Source organism: Actinomycetota bacterium, assembly GCA_035765775.1.
In the GTDB taxonomy this organism is placed as follows: Bacteria; Actinomycetota; CADDZG01; order JAHWKV01; family JAOPZY01; genus DASTWV01.
The window spans coordinates 19,547-40,357 of the sequence record DASTWV010000013.1; the positions used below are offsets into that span (position 1 = coordinate 19,547).

The following is a 20,811-nucleotide window of genomic DNA, read 5'->3' on the forward strand; positions in this document are numbered from 1 at the left end:
GGATTGAGCCGGTCCGCGTTCGCCGGCAGGCTGACGACTGTCAGGGCGGAATGGGCCCGTGAGGAGCGGAAAGGGAGGAGCAAATGAACGTGACGACTGGTGCGATGCCAACTCGTGGCCTGGCTGAGGCGGGCAGGCTGCACCTACGACGGGGAACGGCGGCGGACGCTGACGCCTGCGGGCGGATCTTCTGGGAGGCCTTTGCCAGCGTCGCCAGCCGGCACGATTTTCCGGCTGAGCCCGTCACATCGCAGTTCGCCGCCATGATGGCCCCGCTGTGGCTTGGCCAGGCAGGCATTGACTGTGTCGTTGCTGAAGCCGAGGGCGCTCTGGTGGGTTGCGCCTTCTCGGACCGGCGGGATCCCGTGATCGGGATTGGGCCGGTGTGCGTCGCGCCCCAGGCTCAGGACGCCGGCATTGGCCGGGCGATGATGCAGTGGCTCCTGCACGGCTACATCCAGGAGGGGGCGGCGGCGGTGCGGCTCGTGCAGACGGCCTACCACTACCGCTCGTTGGCCCTGTACGCCAAGCTCGGTTTTGTGGTCCGCGAGCCATTGTCGGTCGTTTCGGGCTCACCGCTCGGAGTTGTGATCCCTGGCCGCTCCGTGCGCCCGGCCAGCGCCGACGACCTGCCGGTCTGTAACGCCATCTGCTCGTCGGTGCATGGCCACGACCGGGGTGCTGAGCTGGGTGAGGCTGCGGGCATGGGGATGGCGGTTGTCGTCGAGAAAGCCGGTGAGGTGACGGGCTATGCCACCGGGTTCGGCTACGGCTTCCATGCGGTCGGTCGGGAGAACGCCGACCTGATGGCCCTCATCGGGTCCGCCCCGTCGATTCTCGGCTTGGGGATCCTGGTGCCGAGCCGGAACGCCGAGCTCCTGCGCTGGTGCCTCGGCAACGGCTTGCACATCGTGCAGCAGAGCACCCTGATGACCATCGGCCACTACCAGGAGCCGGCCGGTGCCTGGCTCCCCTCGATCCGCTACTGACGATTCCTGCACTGGCGGTTCTCTACGGGAGAGGGGGTGGGGCTGATGTTGCAGCTGGGACACGAAGTGGCGCCAACCGTGGTCGGACCGGGTGAGGGGTTGGCCCTTCTGGCGGGCGGGAGCGGGACCGTCTTCAAGCTCTTCTCCGCCGAAGCTGGCGGGCGACTTTCGCTCGTCGAGCACCCCGTCGATCCGGGTGTGCTGATCCCGCCCCACGTGCACAGCCGGGAGGATCAGATCTCGCTCATCTTGGAGGGCACGGTGGACATGTTGGTGGGAGAGAAGACCTTCCGCTGCCCGGCCGGGTCCTACGTCACCAAGCCTCGAGGGCTGCCGCACGCCTTTTGGAATCCCACCGCACAGCCCGCCCGGCTCCTGGAGATCAGCCTGCCGGGCGGCGTGGAGCACTACATGCGGTCGATGTTCGAGCACCTGCTGGCAACCGCAGGATCGCCCGACCCGAAAGTCCTTCACGCGCTGGCGGATGCCTACGGGATCACGCTGGCGCCGGAGCTCGCGGTGCAGCTCTGCGGACGCCATGGCGTACGGCTTATGGGTACCCGGTCGCCGGGGGCGCTGTAAGCCGGCCCTGGTTGATCAGCCCGCACCCTGGGCGACGCCGGGATAGCCCAGGACCCCTCACTGCCCTATCCTGCCTGGGTACCCGACGGCCGATCCGGGCTTCGAGCGGATAGGCGACGACCCAAGGAGCAGACATGGCAGATGCGAACGACTGGAACACCAAGATCATCGAGGAGTTCCGCGCCAATGAGGGCCGCGTCGGCGGGCCCTTCGAAGGGGCTCCCGTTGTGCTGGTGCACCATCACGGCCGCAAGACCGGTCAGGAGCGGGTCAATCCGATGATGTACCTGCCCGACGAGACCAACGACGACGTCATCTACGTGTTCGCCAGCAAGGCGGGCGCACCCAGCCACCCCGACTGGTACCGCAACCTCACGGCTGCCGGTGAGGGCTCGGTCGAGCTTGGAACCGACACCTATCACGTCACCGTCCGTGACCTGGCCGGCGAGGAACGCGATCGCATCTACACCGAGCAGGCCCGGCGCTACCCGCAGTTCGCCGACTACGCCAAGAAGACGGAGGGCATCCGCACCATCCCGGTCCTCGAACTCACCCGCAGCTAGCGGAGGGACCAACCGCAGAGGCCGGCGGCCGGGCGGAGCCCGCTTGACGGGATCCGTAGCTATATGGCTAAATAGCTATATGGAAGAGGACGCTGCGGCTAGCGTGTTCCGGGCCCTCGCCGACCCTACCCGGCGCCAGATCCTGCAGGACCTCCGGGAGGGGGAGCTGGCCGCCGGCGAGATTGCGGCCCGGTTTCCCATCAAGGCGCCCTCGGTGTCCCGCCATCTCTCGGTGCTGAAGGCCGCCGGCCTGGTCCGGGAGCGCCGGGATGCCAACCGCATCCTGTACTCCCTGGCCAAGGACCGCCTGGCGCTCTGCGTCGGCGGCTTCCTGTCCAGCGTCTGCCCGGAACAGGTGGTCTTCCGCCACCGGCGCTCCCGGCGTGCGGACGAGCCGTCGTGATGCCTACCCTCCAGGCGACGATGCAGCGGCGCATCCTGGTCAACTACCGGGTGGACCCCAGCCTCCTCGCCGCCTGGCTTCCCCACCCCTTCCGGCCCGCGGTGGTCAACGGCTACGGCGTGGCCGGCATCTGCCTGATCCGCCTGGGCCACATCCGGCCTCGAGGGATCCGGGCAACCCTCGGGCTCACTACCGAGAACGCCGCCCACCGGGTGGCGGTCGAGTGGGACACCGCCGAAGGTCCCGTCACCGGCGTCTACATCCCGCGCCGGGACACCTCGTCGCGTCTCGCCGCCGCCCTCGGGGGCCGCGCCTTCCCGGGCTGGCAGCACCTTGCCGCCTTCCGGGTCGAGGAGTCCCCCGACCGCTACCGGATCCAGATCGACAGCAAGGACGGCGAGGTCCACGTCACCGTCACCGCCCACCGCAGCGACCGGATCATGGCCGGCTCCGTCTTTGCTGATCTCGACGCCGCCTCCCGCTTCTTCCAGGAGGCGCCGGTCGGCTATGCCGCCACCCCCACCGAAGGCGTGTTCGACGGCGTCGGCCTGGCCACCGATACCTGGCAGTTCGGGCCGCTCGCCCTCGACGAGCTCAGATCCAGCCTGTTCGACGACCCCCGGACCTTCCCGCCGGGCTCGGCGCACCCCGATAGCGCGTTCTGGATGGGCGGCATGGCGACGACCTGGCAGCCCCGCCCCAAGCTAGTTGCCTGCCAGGCACCCTTCCCGGCAGGCTGCAGCGAGGCCTGCTGAGGCCCACCGGCGTCCACGTCGGCCGGGGGCGCACCATGCACGCGCGGATGCGGCCGTAACCTCCCTCCGGGAAATGTCCGGTTAAGGTGGGAGGTCCCAGAGAAGGGAGCGCGAGATGACCAAGCTGGCGGAGGTGGAGGGCATCGGACCGAAGTACGCCGCAGCTCTGGAGGGGGCCGGTGTCGGCAGTGTTGAGGAGCTCTTGGAGCGGGGGGGCACGCCAGGGGGTCGCCAAGGAGTTGCCGACAAGGCGAAGCTCTCCGACAAGCTGATCCTGGAGTGGGTCAACCACGCCGACCTGATGCGGATCAAGGGTGTGGGCTCCGAGTATGCCGATCTCCTCGAGGAGGCCGGCGTCGACACGGTGCCGGAGCTCGCCCAGCGCAACGCCGCCAACCTCGCGGCGAAGTTGGAGTCGGTCAACGAGGCGAAGAACCTCGTCCGGCGGGTCCCCGCCGAGTCCCAGGTGGAGACCTGGATCGCCGAGGCAAAGAGCCTGCCGAGAGCAGTGCACTACTGAGGCTCCCAGGGTCAGGCGTCCAGCCCAGGCGGCCGTGCCGAACAGCCAGCCTTTGATGCCGGCCCGATGCCGGAGACGGCCAACCCGTTCCGTACCGGGCTGTGGCATGACCTCCCAGCCCACGATTCTCGGATTGCCAGGCGCCGTCCAGTGCCGCCGGCAGGGCCGGATGAGGACGATCTGCCTGCGGACCGGTTCCAGGGTCGGGAGCTGTTCGGGGGACACCCAGTCGTTGCCGTCGGCAAGCTCGTTGAACTTGGCGCCGTAGGGGGCTGTTTTCGCTGGACTCCGCCCGTTAGGTGCCCCGGTACGGGGCGGGCCGGGCCCCGTGCCGGAAGGCGATGCTGATCCGGGGCCCCACCGGGCGGGCCGACTTCGGGACGCTGTGGTCCCAGTCCCGCTGGAAGCGCCCGCCGGTGACGAGGAGGTCGCCCCCACCGAGGTGCAAGCTGCGGGACGCCCCGCCGCCATGGGGGCGCACCGAGAATCTGCGGTAGGCGCCGAGGGAGACCAGCACCACCAGCGGGTCCTGGATCTCCTTCGGGATGCGGTCCCGGTGCCAGGCGACGCTGTCGCTGCCATCCCGGTACAGGTTCATGCCCACCGAGTCGAATGCCGCCCCGTAGCGGGCGGACAGGACCGTGCGCATCTCCTCGAGCAGCGCCGGCCGGAGCGGGTGGCCCTCGGCGGCGTGCCAGTGGGACGTCAGCCGGGGCTCGGCCACCACCTTGTCGTACATGTGCCGGCTGCGCTGCGCCCAGTCGGCCGCCTCTACCAGGTCGGCGAACAGGTTGTCCTGGCCCCGCACCCATCCCGGCAGGTAGTCCAGCCAGGAGTGCTCGTCCAGCTGCATGCGGGTGAGCCCGGCGAAGCGGTGGTCGATGTCCGGCTCGGGCCCCGATCCGAGCAGCGTCGGCTGCCAGGTCAGCGCATCAGTCATGCATCCACGGTACCGGGGCGTCCTCGAGGCCCGACCGACTCCGACGGAAAACCTCAGGGGGCGACAACCTTCCTGCCCCGGGCGGGTGTCTACTGCTACATGCGAGCACCGAGGTCCACCCCCTGAGCCGCCCCGACGACGAGTTCCGTGCCTTCGTGGAGCCCCGGGCCGCCGCCCTGCACCGCAGCGCCTACCTGCTGTGCGGCGACTGGCACCTGGCCCACGACCTGGTCCAGGAGGCGCTGGCCAAGGCCTACCGGCACTGGGGGCGGGTCGAGCGGGCGGACAGCCCGGAGGCCTACGTGCGCCGCATGGTCGTCAACGAGGCCCACCGGCACTGGCGCCGGCATCGCCACCGGGCAGGCGTCGTCGACAGCCGCTCCGAACGTCCCATCCTCGACCCTGCCGCCCCGGATGCCAGCGACGACGTCGTCGCCCGGGCAGGCATCCTCCAGGCCCTCCTGGCCCTGCCCGCCCGCCAGCGGGCGACCGTGGTCCTGCGCTATCTCGACGGCCTGACCGAACGGGAGACGGCGGCGGTCCTGCACTGCAGTGAGGGCACCGTCAAGAGCCAGACCTCCCGTGCCCTCGCCACCCTCAAGACCTACCTCACCAGAGAGGACGCCATCCGATGAGCACCGACACCGAGACGCTGCTGTGCGCATCCCTGGAGGCCCTGGTGGCCGGCCAGCCCTTCACCCCCGACCCCGCCCGCATCGAGGCCCGGGGCCGCCACCTGCGCCGGCGGTCGACCATCGTGCGGGCCCTGACCGGCGCCGGAGTGGCAGGTGCCGTCGTGGCCGGGGCGGTCTTCGCCCCCGGTCGCAGCGTCAACCAGGCACCCTCGACGACCGCCGCCGGACCGGCGGTGCTGTACCACCTTGCCGCCACGTCCGCCGCGGTGCCCGCGCTGCAGGGCCGCTACCTCGTCCTGCCCGAGACCGACACCGACTCCCGGGCGCCCGGCGTGACGGAGCGCACCACGGTGATCGATACCCAGACCGGCGCATCGACCACCTACCGGCACACCTCGGCGAGCAGGCCGGCGTCGGGCACCGTGCACACCTGCTGCACCACGCCGCCTTCGGTGCTGACCGAGGGGCCGGACCCGACCCGGAGCGAGGCCTGGTTCGCCGCCCTGCCCACCGACCCGGCCGCCCTGCGCGCCCGGCTGATCTCCGTCGCCAAGCAGCAGGCCGCCCAGGCCGCGGCCGGTACTGGCGCCGGCAAGGCGGTGCCCACCGCGATCCAGCCGGTCCTGAGCGACGACGACTACGTCTACGAAGAGGCGAACAGCCTGCTCTGGAGTCCCCTCGTGCAGCCCGGCCTGCGCTCGGCGCTGTACCAGGTGCTCGCCCAGACACCCGGTGTCAACGTGAACCCCAACGCCACCGACCCGGCCGGCCGCCCGGCGATCGCCATGACCCGCACCGACGCCAGCGCCGGGGTGCAGGCCGGCTCGGTCGTGCACAACCCGAGCGGCTCCCGCGCCGCCACCGAGGTCACCTACGAGGACGCCGCCCGCGGTGCGGTCCTGGCCCAGGTCTGGACGGTGAACCACGACACGCTGACGGCGGTCTACCAGCCGGCGACGGGCTCGGCGACGATCCCGCCGGACCCGTACCCGGCCGCCGGGTAGGGCCGGCGCCGGGGGGACCGGCTCAGGGCTCGAGGGTGAAGCCCAAGACCGATCAAGCGGCCCGAGCCCAAAACCTTCAAAGCAGTTTCGTTCTCACACGCCCGCTCACACGCCCCGCCCGGAAGCTAGGCCCCGTCCGGATCCCCGAGACCAAGGAGGAGCGTATGAGCACCGCCGGCAGCACCATCGCAGCACCGCCCGAGACCCAGCCCACGCCCGGGGCGGAGGACGACATCGGGACGCAGATCGAGGCCTTCGCCGGGCGGATCCTGGAAGCTTTCCTGGGCGCGGCCGACATCGTTTCGGCATACGTCGGTGAGACACTCGGCCTCTACCGGGCGCTGGGCGACGACGGGCCGGCCACCAGCGACGAGCTCGCCCGGCGGGCCGATCTGGACGAGCGCTACACCCGGGAGTGGCTGGAGCAGCAGGCGGTGACCGGCATCCTGGAGGTCGATGACGCCGCCGACGACGCGGGTGAGCGGGTGTTCCGCCTGCCCCCCGCCCACGCCGAGGTGCTCCTCAATGCCGACGGGATGGCGTACCTGGCGCCGGTGACCCGGATGCTGGTGGGGGTCATGCCCCAGCTGCCCGCCCTCCTCGACGCCTTCCGCACCGGGGGCGGCGTGGCCTGGTCGCAGCACGGCGCCCTCCTCCGGGAGGCCCAGGCCGAGCTCAACCGCCCGCTGTTCCTCAACCAGCTGGGCCAGAGCATCCTGCCGTCGATCCCCGAGGTCCATGAGCGGCTCTCCCGGCCCGGGGCGAGGGTGGCCGACATCGGGTGCGGCGGAGGGTGGTCGGCCATCGCCGTCGCTCTCGCCTATCCCGGGGTGCAGGTGCTCGGCATCGACGACGACCCGGCCACGATCGACCTGGCCCGGCACAACGCCGCCGAAGCCGGCGTGTCCGACCGCGTGCGCTTCCAGCTCCAGGACGCCGCCACCCTCACCACCCAGGGCGACTTCGACCTCGTGGCCGCCTACGAGGTGATCCACGACCTCGCCCAGCCGGTGGAGACCCTGCGGGCGATGCGGGCCCTCGCCGGGCCCGACGGCCGGGTGCTGGTCATGGACGACAAGGTCGCCGAGTCCTTCACCACCGAAGGGGACCCGATCGAGCGCCTCATGTACGCCGCCAGCATCTTCGTCTGCCTCCCGGCGGGCCGGGCGACGCACCCCTCGGCGGCCACCGGCACCGTGATGCGCCCCGGCACCTTCCGGGCCTACGCCCAGGAGGCCGGCTTCCAGCGGATGGAGATCCTCCCCGTGGACGCCGGGTTCTTCCGCACCTATCTGCTGCAGGGCTGACGGGCCCCCTATCCGCCAACCATCGATGGGGCCCCGCCCCCGACGCCGAAGGAGGAGTGCAATGTACGGAACCATCATGCGGGCCCGGGTGAAGCCCGGGGTGCGGCACGTGTTCGAGGACGAGGCCGCACGGAATTCTGCCGCCCATCCCGACGGGTACCTGTTCTCGGAGCTCGCCTGGGAGGACTCCGACGCCGAGGCCCTGGTGCTCATCGTGCACTTCCGGGACCGGGCCTCCTACCTCGCCAACGCCGCCTCCCCCGAGCAGGATGCGCAGTACCGCCGGATGCTTCAATACTTCGAGGGGGAGCCGGAATGGATCGACATCCGCTACGCCGCGACCTTGGGGCCCGGGGGCGCCTGACCGGCGCTCGCGCCGGGGACCGCTGAGGTCGCCGTGGGCCTCAGCATCCACCTGCTCGGCCGGCCCTCCGCCACCCGCGACGGGAAGCAGATCGATCCCGTCCGGGGGCGGAAGGCCTGGGGGCTCCTGGCGTTCCTGGTCTGCACCGGCCGGGCGGTAAGCCGGGAGCAGCTCGCCCAGCTCCTCTTCGGCGAGGCCGACGACCCGCTCGGTGCCCTGCGCTGGAACCTCGCCGAGGTCCGCCGGCTGCTCGGCGACCCGTCGGCGCTCAAGGGCGAGATGGTCCGCCTCGATGTGCCCCCCGGCACCTGGATCGACGTCCGGGCCATCGCCCAGGGGACCTGGCACGAGATGGTGCGGATCTCCGGGCTCGGCCAGGACCTGCTCGAGGGGATGGCCTTCGCCGCTTCGCCCGCCTTCGAAGCCTGGCTGCTCTCCGAGCGCCGCCACGTGCAGTCGATTGCCGAAGGCCTCCTCCGAGAGGCCGCCCATGCCCGCCTCGCCGCCGGGGAGTGGGGGGCGGCCGGCTCGCTGGCGATGGACCAGTTCTCCGAGGCCGCCCACGCCCTCCTGATCCGGAGCCTGGCCGCAGGCGGGGATCGGGAGGCTGCCGCCCGGCAGCGGGCGGCGTGCATCGAGCTGTTCCGCCGAGAGCTCGGCGCAAGCCCCGGTGCAACGGTCATGCACGCCCTCGATCCGGGCGAAGAGCTCGCCCGCACCGCCGCCCCCACCGGCGGCCGGGCTGGGGCGTCGGCCCAGCTCGAGGCGGGTGAGGCCGCCGTCCACGCGGGCGCGATCGAGGCCGGCCTGACCTGCCTGCGGCGGGCGATCGCCGAGAGCCATGAGGCCGGCGCCGGCGACCTTGAGGCCCGTGCCCTGCTGGCCTACGGGTCCGCCCTGGTGCACGCCGCCCGCGGCCGCTACGAGGAGGCCACCACGGCGCTGCAGCGCAGCATCCTCCTGGCGGGGGGTGCCGGGGAGGCCGCCACCGCGGCCGCCGCCCACGGCGAGCTGGCATGGATGGAGTGCAACGCCGGCCGCTACGAACGGGCGGAGGCGGCGATCGGCCGGGCCACCGAGCACCTTGAGCCGGACCACCTGCTGTGGGCCTGGGCCCGGATGGGGCTGGCCTCCTGCCGGCTGGCGCAGGGCCGCTACGGCGAGGCCATCGACCTCATCACCCGGGGTCTGCGCCAAGCGGACAACGACGGGGAGCTGCAGGTCAGGATCGCCTGCCGGGCCCAGCTCGGGCTCATCCGGTTGATGCGGGGCGAGCTCGACGCGGCCCGGGTGGTCCTGGACGAGGCGCTGGCGCTGTCCCAGTCGGGGCGCATGGTGAAGCTCACGCCCTATCCCCAGGCGGTCCTGGCGGAGTTCCACCTGGTCTCCGGGGACCTGGACCTCGCCGCTCACCACTTCGAGCAGGCCTTCGCGCTCGCCTGCCAGCTCGAGGACCCGTGCTGGGAGGGCCTGAGCCTGCGGGGCATGGGCCTGCTCGCCGCCCGCCGGGGCGACGTCGACACCGCCCTCGCCGCCCTCGAGGACGCCTACGCCCGTTCGGGCAGGCATCCGGACAGCGACCAGTGGATCGTGGCTTACATCCTGGACGCCCTCTGCGCCACCGCCATCCAGTCCGGGCGCGTGCCCGGCCGGGCACTCGAGGATCTGGCGTCGCTCGCCTCCCGCACCGGCATGACCGAATTCCTCGCCCGGGCGTACGGGCACCGTGCCCGGCTGGGTGACCCTGCGGCATTGCGGGCTGCGGTGTTCCTGGCCGCCGGGGTCGACAACCCCGCGCTGCACCGGGACCTCGCCCGGGTCGCCGGGGAGGCGAGAGGTCAACCCCCACATTGGGGATAACACAGGGAGGTGGGCGAAAGGAGGGCGAAATGCCGAACGCCAAAGAGGACCTGCCGGGCACCATCAAGCGGTCACCGGCCAAAGCCCAGCGGACCTACGCCGAGACGCTCGACGCGGCGCACAAGGAATATGACTCCGAGGAACGCGCCCACCGCACCGCCTACGCGTCGCTGAAGCACAGCTTCGAAAAGGTCGGGGACCATTGGGAGCCCAAGGACCACCGGGGCCCGTCCGATGAGCGGGCGGCCCACGGCGGCCGGAGCGGCGGCGAGTCCGCCGGCGGGGTCGACGTCAAAGGGCACACCCGCCAGGAGCTCTACGATCGCGCCGCCCGCCTCGGCATCCGGGGCCGGTCGTCCATGAACAAGCAGGAGCTGGGCCAGGCGATTGCCCGCAAGCAGGACTGAAAACCCGCCCGCACTGAATTCTCGTCATATCGCGCCCTCGAGGCTGCCCCACGGCCTGCCGACCTACTGGAGGAAGGGTCGGGTGTGCGCTGCGGTCTGGCGGGAGGAGACAAGCGGTGCGGAGGCCAGGCGTGTCGAGGCTCCGGTCGGCAATTCATCCGCCGGGACCCCGCCTACGGCTGGCGCTGGGTCACCGTGCGGCGAGGCAGGCCGGGCGCGCCGGGACCGGGAGCCACGGCGCACCCGTAGACGGCTGCGCTCCCGGTGACACCTACCTGCATGGGCGATGCCGGGGAGGAGCACGGGGTGTTGGGGCCGCTCGGGCTTGACGCTCGGCTGCCCGCCGTCAGGAGCAAGACCGTGACCAGGCCGGCCCCGAGGCCTGCGAACCCACGAACCAGCGGCCTGTTCCACACACCCACGATCGACCACTGTCGCCTGGGGGGTCGCCTGGGGGGTGGAGAAACGCCCTGCATGAAGATCCTCCCGCTTCCAACGCCTGGGGATCCTATGATGCGGGCTCGCCCGAGCGCTGTGAATGGTCCTCGGGAGCCATTTTGGGGTACCCCGTCCGGCCCACCCCGACGCCCATCGAGCCCGGCAGCGCCATCCCCCCGAAGGCGGCCGCCGGGGCCCGGGAGGGCCAGGGCGAGGTTCCTGCGGACGCGGGCAGGGCAAGTATCCCTATGGAAGAACACCGAGTGAAGGGAGCACACCCATGGCAGGCACCGAGACCCGTACGCCGCCGCGCACGGTCAGCGACGAGGCCGACACCGAGGAGCTGCTCCTCGCCAACAAGCAGGGCCACAGCTATGCCGTCGCCCTGGAGCACATGGTGCGTCGCGTGGCACACGACGGCAAGGAGGAGGCCATCGGCGACTACCTCGTCGCCTACGCGGTCGAGAAGGCCGAAGGCATGTACATGCCGGGCAGCAGCGGCCTGCAGTGGCACGAGCCCGGCCCCGGGGAGAACTGCCACTTGGAGATTGCGGTGCGGGACAAAGCTGACGGCCGTTTCATCCCCGGGCTGGACGTCCACATCACGCTGTTCTCGGCGGACGGCTCCGAGGTGGCCAGCGGGCAGCAGCCCTTCATCTGGCATCCCTGGCTCATGCACTACGGCCGCAACTGGCAGGTCCCGGGGGACGGCGAGTACCGCCTGCGGGTGCGGATCGAGGCGCCGACGTTCCACCGCCACGACAAGGAGAACGGCCTCCGCTATGCCCGCACCGAAGAGCTCGAGTTCCCGGCGGTGAAGATCGCCACCGGCCAGAAGTAGGGCGCGTCAGGCCTCGCCGGTCCCCGCCGTGGTGCCCGCGAGCACCGCTCCCGCCTCGGGCACGGTGATGAGGGCCACGGGGCAGGGGGCGTGCTGGAGCAGGTAATCGATGTCGTGGCCGAAGAAGGCCCGCCGGCTGACCGGTGCCCGGGTCGTCTCCAGCACGATCAGGGCAGCCCGCTTCCGGGCCACCTCCACGACCTTGCGCTCGGGGTTTTCCGCCACCGCCACCTCGGTCTCGACGGTGGCACCGACCCGGCCGGCGAACTCGGCGAGCCTGGCGACCAGGTCGCGTCCGATGGCCTCGGCCCGGCGGCTGGTCCCCCCCGAGCGCAGGAGGCGCCACCGGGAGCCTTCAACCGGATGGAGGATGTCCACGACCGCCTTCTGGGACCGTGCGATCGAGAAGGCGACCTCGGCCCCCCGGCTCACCCCGTGGTGGCCCCACACCGGGAGCAGGATGTTGGTGCGGTTCCCCGTGCTCGGGGCCGGCCAGTCCCGGTCGGGGCTGCTCACGATGAAGACCGGGCAGGGGGACTTCTGGATGAGCTCGTCGACATACGGGCTGAACAGGGGGGCGTCCTCGTCATCGATGTCGGCTACGGCGGCCGCCTCCCCGCGGGCCGCGGCCCGGGACAGCAGGGCGTCGGTCCCCACCACCAGCAGGTCGTAGCCCTTCTCCGCCTCGGCGAGCACAGCGGCCGCCGCCCCGTCCGGGGTCCGGCGCTTCAGCGCCCGGGTATTGGGCTGGTCGGCCAGCTCCAGTGCCACCAGCTCCTCTTCCAGGTCCTCGTCCGCGTCGCTGGGCTCCTCCGGCTCCAGGCGCAGGGTGGTGATCTCCACCTCTTCGTCGCCGATCATCGAGCGCACCAGGTCGGCCGCCACCGCGCAGCTGGCATCCGCCGTCATGGGCAGCAGGACCCGCCGCAGGTTGGCCACGAAGCTCTCCTTGCGCAGGCTCTCGGTCTTCAAGCGCTCGATCTCCTCCTCGCCCATCTCGACATGCCCCAGCGCCCAGCGCAGCAGGGGCGGCGCCATCAGCGAGGTCACGATGGCGGTCAGGAGAATGATCGAGTACATCCGGGAGGTGAGCACGCCGAGGCTGAGCCCGATGGTGGCCACGATGATCTCCATCGCCCCCCGGGCGTTCATGCTCGCCCCGAGCGAGAGCGACTCCCAGTGGCTCAGCCGGCTCAGGCGGGCGCCGGCGTAGACGCCGATAAACTTGCCCAGGATCGCCACCGCCAGCACCAGTAGGCCCACCGCCAGCACCGAGGGCGTCGCCAGCTCGCGCAGGTCGACCCGGAGTCCGGAAAGGGCAAAGAAGACGGGGGCGAAGATCCCCAGGGCCACGGTGCCGAACGTGTCCCGCACCTCGTGGTCGAAGCGCTTGACCTGGCCCACCAGGATGCCGGCCAGGAAGGCGCCGAGCACCGCCTCGAGGCCGAGGAGCTGGGTCAGCGACGCCATGGCGAGGGCGATGAGGGCCAGGCTCGTGATCTTGGCCAGTGGCCCGCCGATGTGGTTGTCCACCGCCCGGATGATGATGGCCACCACCCGGCGGCCCACCGTGAGGGAGAGGACGAACACCAGGAGCACCGACAGGATCGACTGGGCCGCTGTCCCCAGGTTGAGGGCCCCCTTGAGGGCCAGGCCGGAGACCACCGACAGCAGGATCCAGCCGACGGTGTCGTCGATCATGCCGGCTGCCAGCGTGATCTGCGCCACGTCACGGCGGATGATCTGCATGTCCATCAGCACCTTGGCGATGACCGGGATCGCCGAGATGCTCATCGCCGTGCCGACGAACAGCATGAAGACCCCGCGCTGGTGGGCGTGCGCCACGTACTGGCTGGATAGCGCCGACGCCAGGGCGATGCCGGCCCCGAACGGCACCAGGATCCCCCCTGCGGAGATGGCCAGGGCACCCTTGCCCTTGCGCAGGATGAGCCCGATGTCGGTCTCCAGGCCGGTCAGGATGAGCAGCATGATGACGCCCACCCAGGAGATGACCTCGAGGAGGTGGACCTGCTCCACGGTGCCCGGGAACAGCGTGGTCTCGACCCGGGGGGCGAGGGCCCCGAGGATCGAGGGGCCGAGGACCAGGCCCGCCAGCAACTCGCCCACGACCGAAGGCATGCGCAGCCGGCGGGCGCCCTCACCGAGGGCGCGGGCGACGCCCAGCAGCAGGCCGAACTGCACCAGCAGCAGGAGGAGTTCATGGCCGCCCAAGGGCTTGACGTGTTGCATTGGGGTGATCCTTCCCTACCGCAGTGCAGAATCCACCAGAGTTTTCCGGGGCCAACGGGGCGGGCCGGGGCCTGCTGCCGAACCCTCGCTACAGCCTCAGTAGCGGGCGGAGGCACCCCGCCACCGCACCCAGGGCCTCGGCCGGGGGGACTATGAGGTGCTCCTATAGATAGTCAAGCGCCGGGGGCGACCGGTTGGGGGGACGTGGGGAGCAGCGCTTCGTTGGACTGCCGGTCCCCACTCTCCAGTGCAGGCGGTGGCGGACCACCTTGCCGCTGGAGGCCTCGAGGGGCGCCGCCGCCCAGCTTGGCGACATCATTCGAGGGACATTTGTCCCACTGCCCGGGACAGATGTCCCCGACCTCAGCGGACTCGGACCGCCGCCACATCATCGCAGGTCACTTTTCGAGGGACGTTGGTCCCTCCTTACCATCCCCTCAAGTCCCCTTAAACGGTTCACCTCGGGCGGCGCTGACGCCGAGTAGCCCTGTGGAAGGGAAGCCGGCTCAGGGAGGGCGAGGGTCGATCAGGCCTCGAACCTCACCCGGGAGACCGTGACCGCCCGGCCGCCCAACAGCACCCGGTCGCCGGCTCGGCGCATCCGCACGCTCCCGCCCCGGGGGGAGGCCTGCTCGCCGGTCAGCTCGTCCCGGCCCAGACGGTCGCCCCAGTAGGCCGCCAGGGTGCAGTGGGCCGACCCGGTGACGGGGTCCTCGGCGACCCCGACGTTGGGGGCGAACACGCGGCTGACGCAGTCGATGCCGGGCCGGTCGCCGGCGGCGGTGAGGATGACCCCGCGCAGCCCGAGCGCCGCCAGGGCGGCCATATCGGGCTGGTAGCGGCGCACCGCCTCGGCGCTGGCGACCTCGATCAGGTGATCGAAGCGCCCCCGCCCCCGCCAGCGGATCTCGGCGCCGAAGTCGAGGTCCGGTGCGGGCCCGGGACCCGGCTCGGGCGACGGGGGATCGGCGGGGAAGTCCATCCAGATCCAGCCGTCGCCGCCCACCTCGCAGGCCAGCACCCCGCTGCGGGTGTGGAACCAGGGCGACCCGCCGAGCACGTGGGCCGAGGCCAGCGTCGCATGCCCGCACAGGTCGACCTCGGTGGTCGGCGTGAACCACCGCAGGTCGTGGCCGCCGCTGCCCCGGGCCACGACGAACGCCGTCTCGGAGAGGTTCATCTCCCGGGCGACCGCCTGCATCCGGGCGTCGTCAGGGAAGGCGTCGACGACTCCGATGGCGGCGGGGTTGCCGGCGAATGGCCGGTCGGTGAAGGCATCGACGACGACCAGTTCAAGCATCGCCGGAGGATACCGCCGGGGTCGGCCCCACCCGCCAAGGATCGCCGCCAGGGGGATACGGCCCCGGGCATGCAGCTCCGGGGGCCTTCTGGGCCTACTGCCATCGCCGTGGTTTTGGGGTAGCTGTGTGCTGACCGGAGTCAGTCCCGCCGGACGGGGATCCGATATTTGTGCCTGGCTGAACATGATAATCCTGTTCTGCCATGCACAAAAGATCCGGTTGATCTGGACGTAGTCTCCGCCGCGGCGGGGGCCCGCTGGGTGGGCCGGGCGCAGATCGGTGACTACACGCTGATCCTCGAAGGCCACGACTTCCCGCTCGATGGTCTGGCTCTGGTGCGCATCTGCGACTTGAGTCCCTACCAGTCACCCTGAGGGCGGCCGCCGGCCTCCCCGGCCGCCGGCCTCCCCGGCCCCACCCGGCCGCCGGCCCTACCCGGCCTCCGCGCTGGCGAGCGCCGCCAGCAGGTTCGCCGGCCCCCTGAGCGACTGCCCCGTGAGGGCCGGCCAGGCAGGTTCGCCCCGGGCAACCCGCTCCGGCACCGACCGGAGCGTGAAGTGCTCCGGCCGGAGGCGCCGGTCCTCGACCTCCTCCCACGTGAGTGGCGTCGCCACCGGGGCACCCGGCCGGGCACGGACGGCGTAGGGCGCCACCACGTGCTGGGCGTAGGCGTTGCGGGTGGTGTCCATGAAGAGCCGGCCCTGGCGCTGCTCCTTGCGAAACTCGGTGGTCAGGCGCTCCGGGTCGCGCCCGGCGAGGACCTGCCCGGCGGTATCGGCGAAGGCCCGGACCGCCCCGTAGTCGGCGGAGCGGTCCAGGGGGACGACGACGTGGATGCCCTTGCCGCCCGTGGTCTTGGCGACGCAGCTGAGCGTGAGGTCGCTGAGCAGGTCCCGCACCGCCAGCGCCACCCGTTGTGCCTCGCCGAAGGCGTCGTAGCCGGGCGGGTCGAGATCGAAGATCAGCAGGTCAGGATTCATGGGCTCGTCGATGCGGGACAGCCAGATGTGGGGCGTGATGCACGCCTGGTCGGCCAGCCACACCAGAGTGGCGGCGTCGGCCCCGATCGCCTGGGTGAGCTCGCCGCCCTTCTTGCTCACCACCGCCCGGTGCACCCACTCAGGTGCCGAGGAGGGGAGCTTCTTCTGGTAGAAGCGCTGGCCGCCCAGACCGTCCGGGAAGCGCTCCATGGCGATGGGCCGGCCAGTCAGGTACGGCACCATGAGCTCGGCCACGGCGGCGTAATACTCCGCCAGATCCCGCTTGGTGATGCCGTCCTCCGGGAACAGCACCTTGCCCGGACGGGACACCGGTACTGCGCGCCCGCCCGCCGGGATCTCGATCGTCTCGCCCCCCCGACCGCCGTGCGCTTTGGCGGCTTTGTGCTCCGCCTGGTTCTCATCTTCCATCGCTGGCTCCCGTCTTAGGCTACGCCCCGACCGCCGCTGCGCCTAGGCCAGCGCCATGGAGGCCGGTGTACCCGCCGTCGGGCATGCCCCGCCAGACGGCAACTGGCCACCATTTTCTGCCACGGATCTCTCTGCACCCCGGCCTGCGCGCCGGGGTGGCCCACTCGGGTCATGCCGGGGGATGGTCAAGCGGCGCTCCGCCATTACTCTCGGCGTTGAATCGGGCTCATTTATCCCTCTGGGCGCCCGGCACCCACCCGCCGGCCTCTCCCCGGGGGGCGGCAAATCTCGCCCGAGCTAGCCAGTTTCGGCCCCATCCAGTAGCCCAACCGCACTATTGAACTAGATAAGTCGAGGCCTCGGGTGATGCCGTGTGGACCATAAAAAATAGGCCTAATAGCCACTCAACTTCTAGAGATTTACGTGCCATAGTTTGTGCTACCAACCGGGACAGCCGGGGGGCAATGGCTGGCAGGGCAGCACTGATTGAGGAAGGAATGCGGCATGGACAGACACCGTCTTTGGAGCTTGGTCGCAGTCAGTGCGGTGACTGCCGCCTTGCTGGCGTTCTTCGTAACCCCGGGCACCGCCGCCAACGCCAGCGACGTCTGGCTTACCAACTCCACGGCCTCCGGTGCGGGCCACGCCCACGAGCCGCACCTCGCCAACACCACCATCTACCTCCACGGCTCCGACCTCACGACGAGCTCGGGGACCTTCGACATCGCCTCGATCCCCGGGACGGGCTCGGGCAAGACCATCTGGAGCGGCCTGTTCTGGGCCACCGCCAATGGGACCGACGTCATCACCCAGCTCGACGGTGCCGCCCTGGTGGCCGACGCCATTGCCCAGGACAGCGCCGTGGCCAACCCGAACCAGGGTTACCACTTCAAGATCACCCTCTTCCAGAGCGGGGCCACGCCCTCGGTCGCCACCGCAGCGACCAAGCCCGGCGACACGAAGACCAAGACCTTCTGGGTCAACGGCAGCGAGGCGTCGCCCAGCCCGTCGCTGACCGTCACCAAGACTGCCGACGCCGCCTCGGTGACCTCGGGCGCTGCGGTCGGGTTCACCATCACCGCTGCCACCGGCGCGAGTGGTTTCGCCAATGACGTGTCGATCAACGACCCACTGCCCTCGGGCGACGGCCTCGACTGGTCGATCAGCCCGGCCTACAGCGGGCAGGGGACCTGCACCATCACGGGTACGCCCCCGAGCCAGACCCTGTCCTGCTCCATCGGGGACCTCAACGGCACCTCGGTGTCGGTCCACGTGCACTCATCGACCGTCGCCGGGACCACCGCCGCCCTGGCACCGCTCACGCTGACCAATGAGGCCTGCGCGTCGTTCGACCTCGGCGAGGACAACGCCGGCGAGGACCAGCCCCAGGCCGAGTCTGCGGGCCACTGCTCGACCGCCCAGACCGTGGTCGATCCGGCGGCGCCCGACCTGACGATCGCCAAGACCGCCGATGCCGCCCTCGCCCCGGCGGGGAGCCTGGTGGGCTTCACGATCACCGTCGGCAACCCGGGTCCGGGCGTGGCGCTCGCCGTCACCGTGAGCGACCCGCTGCCCGCCACCGGCACCGGGGCCTGGTCGATCAGCCCGGCCTATGGTGGCCCGGGCACCTGCTCGCTGTCCGGCTCGGCGCCGAACCAGCACCTCACGTGCGCCCTCGGCAACCTGGCGCCGGGCGTCACCGCAACGGTGCACGTCTCCGCCCCGACCCCCGCCACACCGACCATCGCGCTCACCAATGTGGCGACCGCCTCGGCCACCAACAATGACCCGGTTTCGTCCATGGCCCACACCGGGACCACGACGGCGCACCTGACGATCACCAAGGTGGCTGACGCCGTCACCACGACCGCCGGCAGCCCGGTGGGCTTCACCATCACGGTTGGCAACACCGGGAGCGATGCCGCCACCGGCGCCACGCTCGCAGATCCCCTGCCCGCATTCGACGGGGCGTCGTGGTCGATCAGCCCGGCCTACAGCGGCCCGGGCACGTGCACGGTGACCGGAGCGTCGTCGACCCAGACGCTGTCGTGCGCCCTCGGCGACCTGGCGTCCGGCGCGACGGCGACCGTGCACGTCGCCACTGCGACGCCATCGACCGTCGGCCTGACCCTGACCAACCTGGCCACCGCCTCAGCGACCAACGACGATCCGGTCACCGCGACGGCGGTCACGCACTCGCTGCTGCCGGGCCAGGTGCTCCCCGCCACCGGTGACCCGGGCACCCCGGGCACCCAGGTGCTGGGCGAATCGCTCACCCGGCCGGCCCTCGGCGAGGTCCTGCCGTTCACCGGCGGCCCGTCACCGCTGCTCTTCGCCCTGGCGGCCCTGCTCCTGCTGGCCGGCACGGTGGTACTGCTCATCGCCCGGCAGCGCCAGCCCCTGGTGGCCGAGACCTCGGCCGGAGTGGGCTCGACGGGCCAGCCCGGCGCGGAGCCGGGGAGCCCCTCGGGGCCAAAGGCGCCCTGGGTGGGCACGGCCGCACGCACGACCCGGGCCCACTGGGCCACGTCGATCGGCTTCGGGTTCGGGAAGAGACGGCGCTGAGGTTCGCCCCGTAACGCAGGGAGGCCCGGCCGGATCCGCTCCGACCGGGCCTCATCGCGCCTGGGCGGGGCCGTCGACGACGTCTGTGAGTGCCCAGGTGCGTAGAGCGCCCCCCAACACTCACAGGCGTTCCCCAGGGAGGCGAATGGCCTCGATCGCCCTGATCCGCCAGGGCGAGTCCGGGGCGACGGCGAAAATCGCCGTTGGTGGCACGAGCACGGGCGGGGACGCGGCCGGGGCGCTGGATCTGGGCGCTTCTGCCCAGTCTGTGGGTGCCCAGTTCCGTATAGCACCATCAGGCACTCACAGAATTCGCACAGCTTGGGGCTGAGGCGATCCGGGGTGCCAGCGGTCGACGGTCTGGGACTGATGTCGAGCCGGAAAATGAAGTGCCCCGAGAAACCTCGGGACCGAAGTCCCTCTGCCTCTCGGGGCGAGTTCAGTATGCGCCCGGCAGCGCCGGCCGTCAACAGCGCGAAAATTTCACCGGGACGCTCCGGCCACGGCCCCACGCCGGCACGGGCGGTATTGTGCGCCGGCTCACGAACGCGCCAACCGATACCGCAGCACCCAACTCGAGAGCCCGGGCAACCAACCGGAGCAGCAGGGGAGCCAGGCATGGGACGGGACGTTCGCGCCGGACTTCTCCGCAAGATCGGCGCCCTGCGCGGGTCGGAGGTCATCGCCTACATCACCTCCACCCGGCCCGGGCTCGAGGCCCCAATGGCCATCGACGTCATGCCGCTCATCCACGAGCACCTGCGGGCGCTCCCGGCCCGGGCGGACCGCCACATCGACCTCTACCTGCATTCGAACGGGGGCGACGGCGTCGTGCCCTGGCGCCTCGTCACCCTGGCGCGGGAGTTCTGCTCCGAGTTCTCGGTGCTGGTCCCCAACCGGGCCTTCAGCGCCGCGACGCTGACCGCCCTGGGCGCCGACGAGGTGATCATGCACGCCATGGGGATGCTCGGCCCGACGGACCCCACGGTCACCAACGAGTTCAACCCGCCCAACCCCCGCAGCCAGGGCCAGCTGCTGGGCATCTCGGTGGAGGACGTGACCTCCTACATCTCGCTCATCAAAGACGAGGTGGGGGTGCGTCACGAGGACGAGCTCGTCCAGGCGTTCCTCGCTCTCACCCAGCAGGTGCATCCTCTGGCGCTGGGCAACGTGAAGCGGTCAACGTCGCAGTCCCGGATGATGGGGGAGAAGCTGCTCCGGGCCCGCAAGAAGACGCAGCTGGCCGACCACGAGATCCAGCAGATCATCACCCGGCTGACCTCCGAACTCTTCTACCACGGGCACCCGATCAACCGGCGGGAGGCCCGCGACGACCTGGGTCTCAGCTTCGTCCAGGACGCTGAGCCCGAACTGGAGTCGACGATGTGGGACCTGTTCGGCGAGTACGACGGCCTCATGAACCTGAACGAGGAGTTCCAGCCCATCGACGAGGCGGTGGTCCTGGCCGGCCTGCCCGACCTGCCGCCCTTCAACGAGCCGCCGACGATCCGCCAGCAGGACCTCGGCCCCATCCCGCTGGTCTTCGTGGAGTCGGCGGGCCGGGCGGATGTCTTGGAGATGGAGCTGCAGGTGACGATGCGGAGGGACGCGCTGGGCTCGCTCGAGGCAAGCGTGGTGCGGACGGCCCGAGGTTGGAGGACCGAGTCCGAGGTGTGAT

General features: G+C 71.0%; 19 protein-coding genes. 15 read left to right on the forward strand and 4 right to left on the reverse strand.

All coding sequences use genetic code 11. The features are described from left to right. Nucleotides 1-89 precede the first annotated feature (89 nt). The 6 genes from VFW71_02485 (at nucleotide 90) to VFW71_02510 (ending at nucleotide 3,812) form a co-directional block, all read left to right on the forward strand. Nucleotides 90-989 carry a GNAT family N-acetyltransferase gene (locus tag VFW71_02485; GenBank protein ID HEU5001631.1) on the forward strand — a complete coding sequence of 300 codons (900 nt, stop codon included), beginning with the start codon at nucleotides 90-92 and terminating at the stop codon, nucleotides 987-989. A gap of 45 nt (nucleotides 990-1,034) precedes the next feature. Next, on the forward strand, nucleotides 1,035-1,571 hold the full coding sequence (locus VFW71_02490; GenBank protein ID HEU5001632.1) for a cupin domain-containing protein: 537 nt from the start codon (nucleotides 1,035-1,037) through the stop codon (nucleotides 1,569-1,571). Nucleotides 1,572-1,705: 134 nt separating this feature from the next. Next, nucleotides 1,706-2,134, forward strand: coding sequence for a nitroreductase family deazaflavin-dependent oxidoreductase (locus VFW71_02495; GenBank protein ID HEU5001633.1), 429 nt, complete (start codon nucleotides 1,706-1,708; stop codon nucleotides 2,132-2,134). Nucleotides 2,135-2,213: 79 nt separating this feature from the next. After that, nucleotides 2,214-2,537, forward strand: a complete 324-nt coding sequence (locus VFW71_02500; protein ID HEU5001634.1) for a metalloregulator ArsR/SmtB family transcription factor — start codon at nucleotides 2,214-2,216, stop codon at nucleotides 2,535-2,537. Continuing rightward, complete coding sequence (locus VFW71_02505) at nucleotides 2,537-3,292, forward strand: DUF2071 domain-containing protein (protein ID HEU5001635.1); 756 nt, start codon at nucleotides 2,537-2,539, stop codon at nucleotides 3,290-3,292. The genes VFW71_02500 and VFW71_02505 overlap by 1 nt, the downstream gene beginning before the upstream one ends. Before the next feature lie 115 nt (nucleotides 3,293-3,407). After that, a complete protein-coding gene (locus tag VFW71_02510) occupies nucleotides 3,408-3,812 on the forward strand; it encodes a DUF4332 domain-containing protein (GenBank protein HEU5001636.1) in 405 nt (134 codons plus the stop codon). Between the two features lie 295 nt (nucleotides 3,813-4,107). On the opposite strand, the gene VFW71_02515 is transcribed toward VFW71_02510, so the two are convergent. Continuing rightward, complete coding sequence (locus VFW71_02515; protein HEU5001637.1) at nucleotides 4,108-4,752, reverse strand: alpha-ketoglutarate-dependent dioxygenase AlkB; 645 nt, start codon at nucleotides 4,750-4,752, stop codon at nucleotides 4,108-4,110. 122 nt (nucleotides 4,753-4,874) lie between these two features. Here VFW71_02515 and VFW71_02520 point away from each other — a divergent pair, with 122 nt between their 5' ends. From VFW71_02520 to VFW71_02550, 7 genes are all read left to right on the forward strand, one after another. After that, nucleotides 4,875-5,387: a SigE family RNA polymerase sigma factor gene (locus VFW71_02520; GenBank protein ID HEU5001638.1), complete on the forward strand. Its 513-nt coding sequence runs from the start codon at nucleotides 4,875-4,877 to the stop codon at nucleotides 5,385-5,387. Further along, nucleotides 5,384-6,391: a hypothetical protein gene (locus VFW71_02525; GenBank protein HEU5001639.1), complete on the forward strand. Its 1,008-nt coding sequence runs from the start codon at nucleotides 5,384-5,386 to the stop codon at nucleotides 6,389-6,391. The genes VFW71_02520 and VFW71_02525 overlap by 4 nt, the downstream gene beginning before the upstream one ends. Nucleotides 6,392-6,555: 164 nt before the next feature. Beyond that, nucleotides 6,556-7,698, forward strand: a complete 1,143-nt coding sequence (locus VFW71_02530) for a methyltransferase domain-containing protein (GenBank protein HEU5001640.1) — start codon at nucleotides 6,556-6,558, stop codon at nucleotides 7,696-7,698. Nucleotides 7,699-7,759: 61 nt separating this feature from the next. After that, on the forward strand, nucleotides 7,760-8,062 hold the full coding sequence (locus VFW71_02535; protein HEU5001641.1) for an antibiotic biosynthesis monooxygenase: 303 nt from the start codon (nucleotides 7,760-7,762) through the stop codon (nucleotides 8,060-8,062). A 33-nt stretch (nucleotides 8,063-8,095) separates the two neighbouring features. Beyond that, entirely contained in the window at nucleotides 8,096-9,922 is a 1,827-nt protein-coding gene (locus tag VFW71_02540) for an SARP family transcriptional regulator (GenBank protein ID HEU5001642.1), read from the forward strand. 29 nt (nucleotides 9,923-9,951) lie between these two features. Beyond that, complete coding sequence (locus VFW71_02545; protein HEU5001643.1) at nucleotides 9,952-10,329, forward strand: ChaB family protein; 378 nt, start codon at nucleotides 9,952-9,954, stop codon at nucleotides 10,327-10,329. Between the two features lie 718 nt (nucleotides 10,330-11,047). Further along, complete coding sequence (locus VFW71_02550; protein HEU5001644.1) at nucleotides 11,048-11,608, forward strand: iron transporter; 561 nt, start codon at nucleotides 11,048-11,050, stop codon at nucleotides 11,606-11,608. 6 nt (nucleotides 11,609-11,614) lie between these two features. Here VFW71_02550 and VFW71_02555 read toward each other — a convergent pair whose 3' ends face one another. The 3 genes from VFW71_02555 to ligD all read right to left on the reverse strand — a co-directional run bounded on the left by VFW71_02555 (nucleotide 11,615) and on the right by ligD (nucleotide 16,568). Continuing rightward, on the reverse strand, nucleotides 11,615-13,858 hold the full coding sequence (locus VFW71_02555) for a cation:proton antiporter (protein HEU5001645.1): 2,244 nt from the start codon (nucleotides 13,856-13,858) through the stop codon (nucleotides 11,615-11,617). A 526-nt stretch (nucleotides 13,859-14,384) separates the two neighbouring features. Next, nucleotides 14,385-15,158 (reverse strand): PhzF family phenazine biosynthesis protein, encoded by a 774-nt coding sequence (locus VFW71_02560; protein HEU5001646.1) that lies wholly within the window; start codon nucleotides 15,156-15,158, stop codon nucleotides 14,385-14,387. Between the two features lie 432 nt (nucleotides 15,159-15,590). Next, entirely contained in the window at nucleotides 15,591-16,568 is a 978-nt protein-coding gene (gene ligD, locus VFW71_02565; protein ID HEU5001647.1) for a non-homologous end-joining DNA ligase, read from the reverse strand. A gap of 504 nt (nucleotides 16,569-17,072) precedes the next feature. Between ligD and VFW71_02570 the strand changes: the two genes are divergently transcribed. Continuing rightward, the gene (locus VFW71_02570; GenBank protein HEU5001648.1) at nucleotides 17,073-19,133 is read left to right on the forward strand and encodes a DUF11 domain-containing protein; all 2,061 of its coding nucleotides are present in this window, start codon (nucleotides 17,073-17,075) and stop codon (nucleotides 19,131-19,133) included. A 618-nt stretch (nucleotides 19,134-19,751) separates the two neighbouring features. After that, nucleotides 19,752-20,810, forward strand: coding sequence for a hypothetical protein (locus VFW71_02575; GenBank protein HEU5001649.1), 1,059 nt, complete (start codon nucleotides 19,752-19,754; stop codon nucleotides 20,808-20,810). Nucleotide 20,811 lies beyond the last annotated feature (1 nt).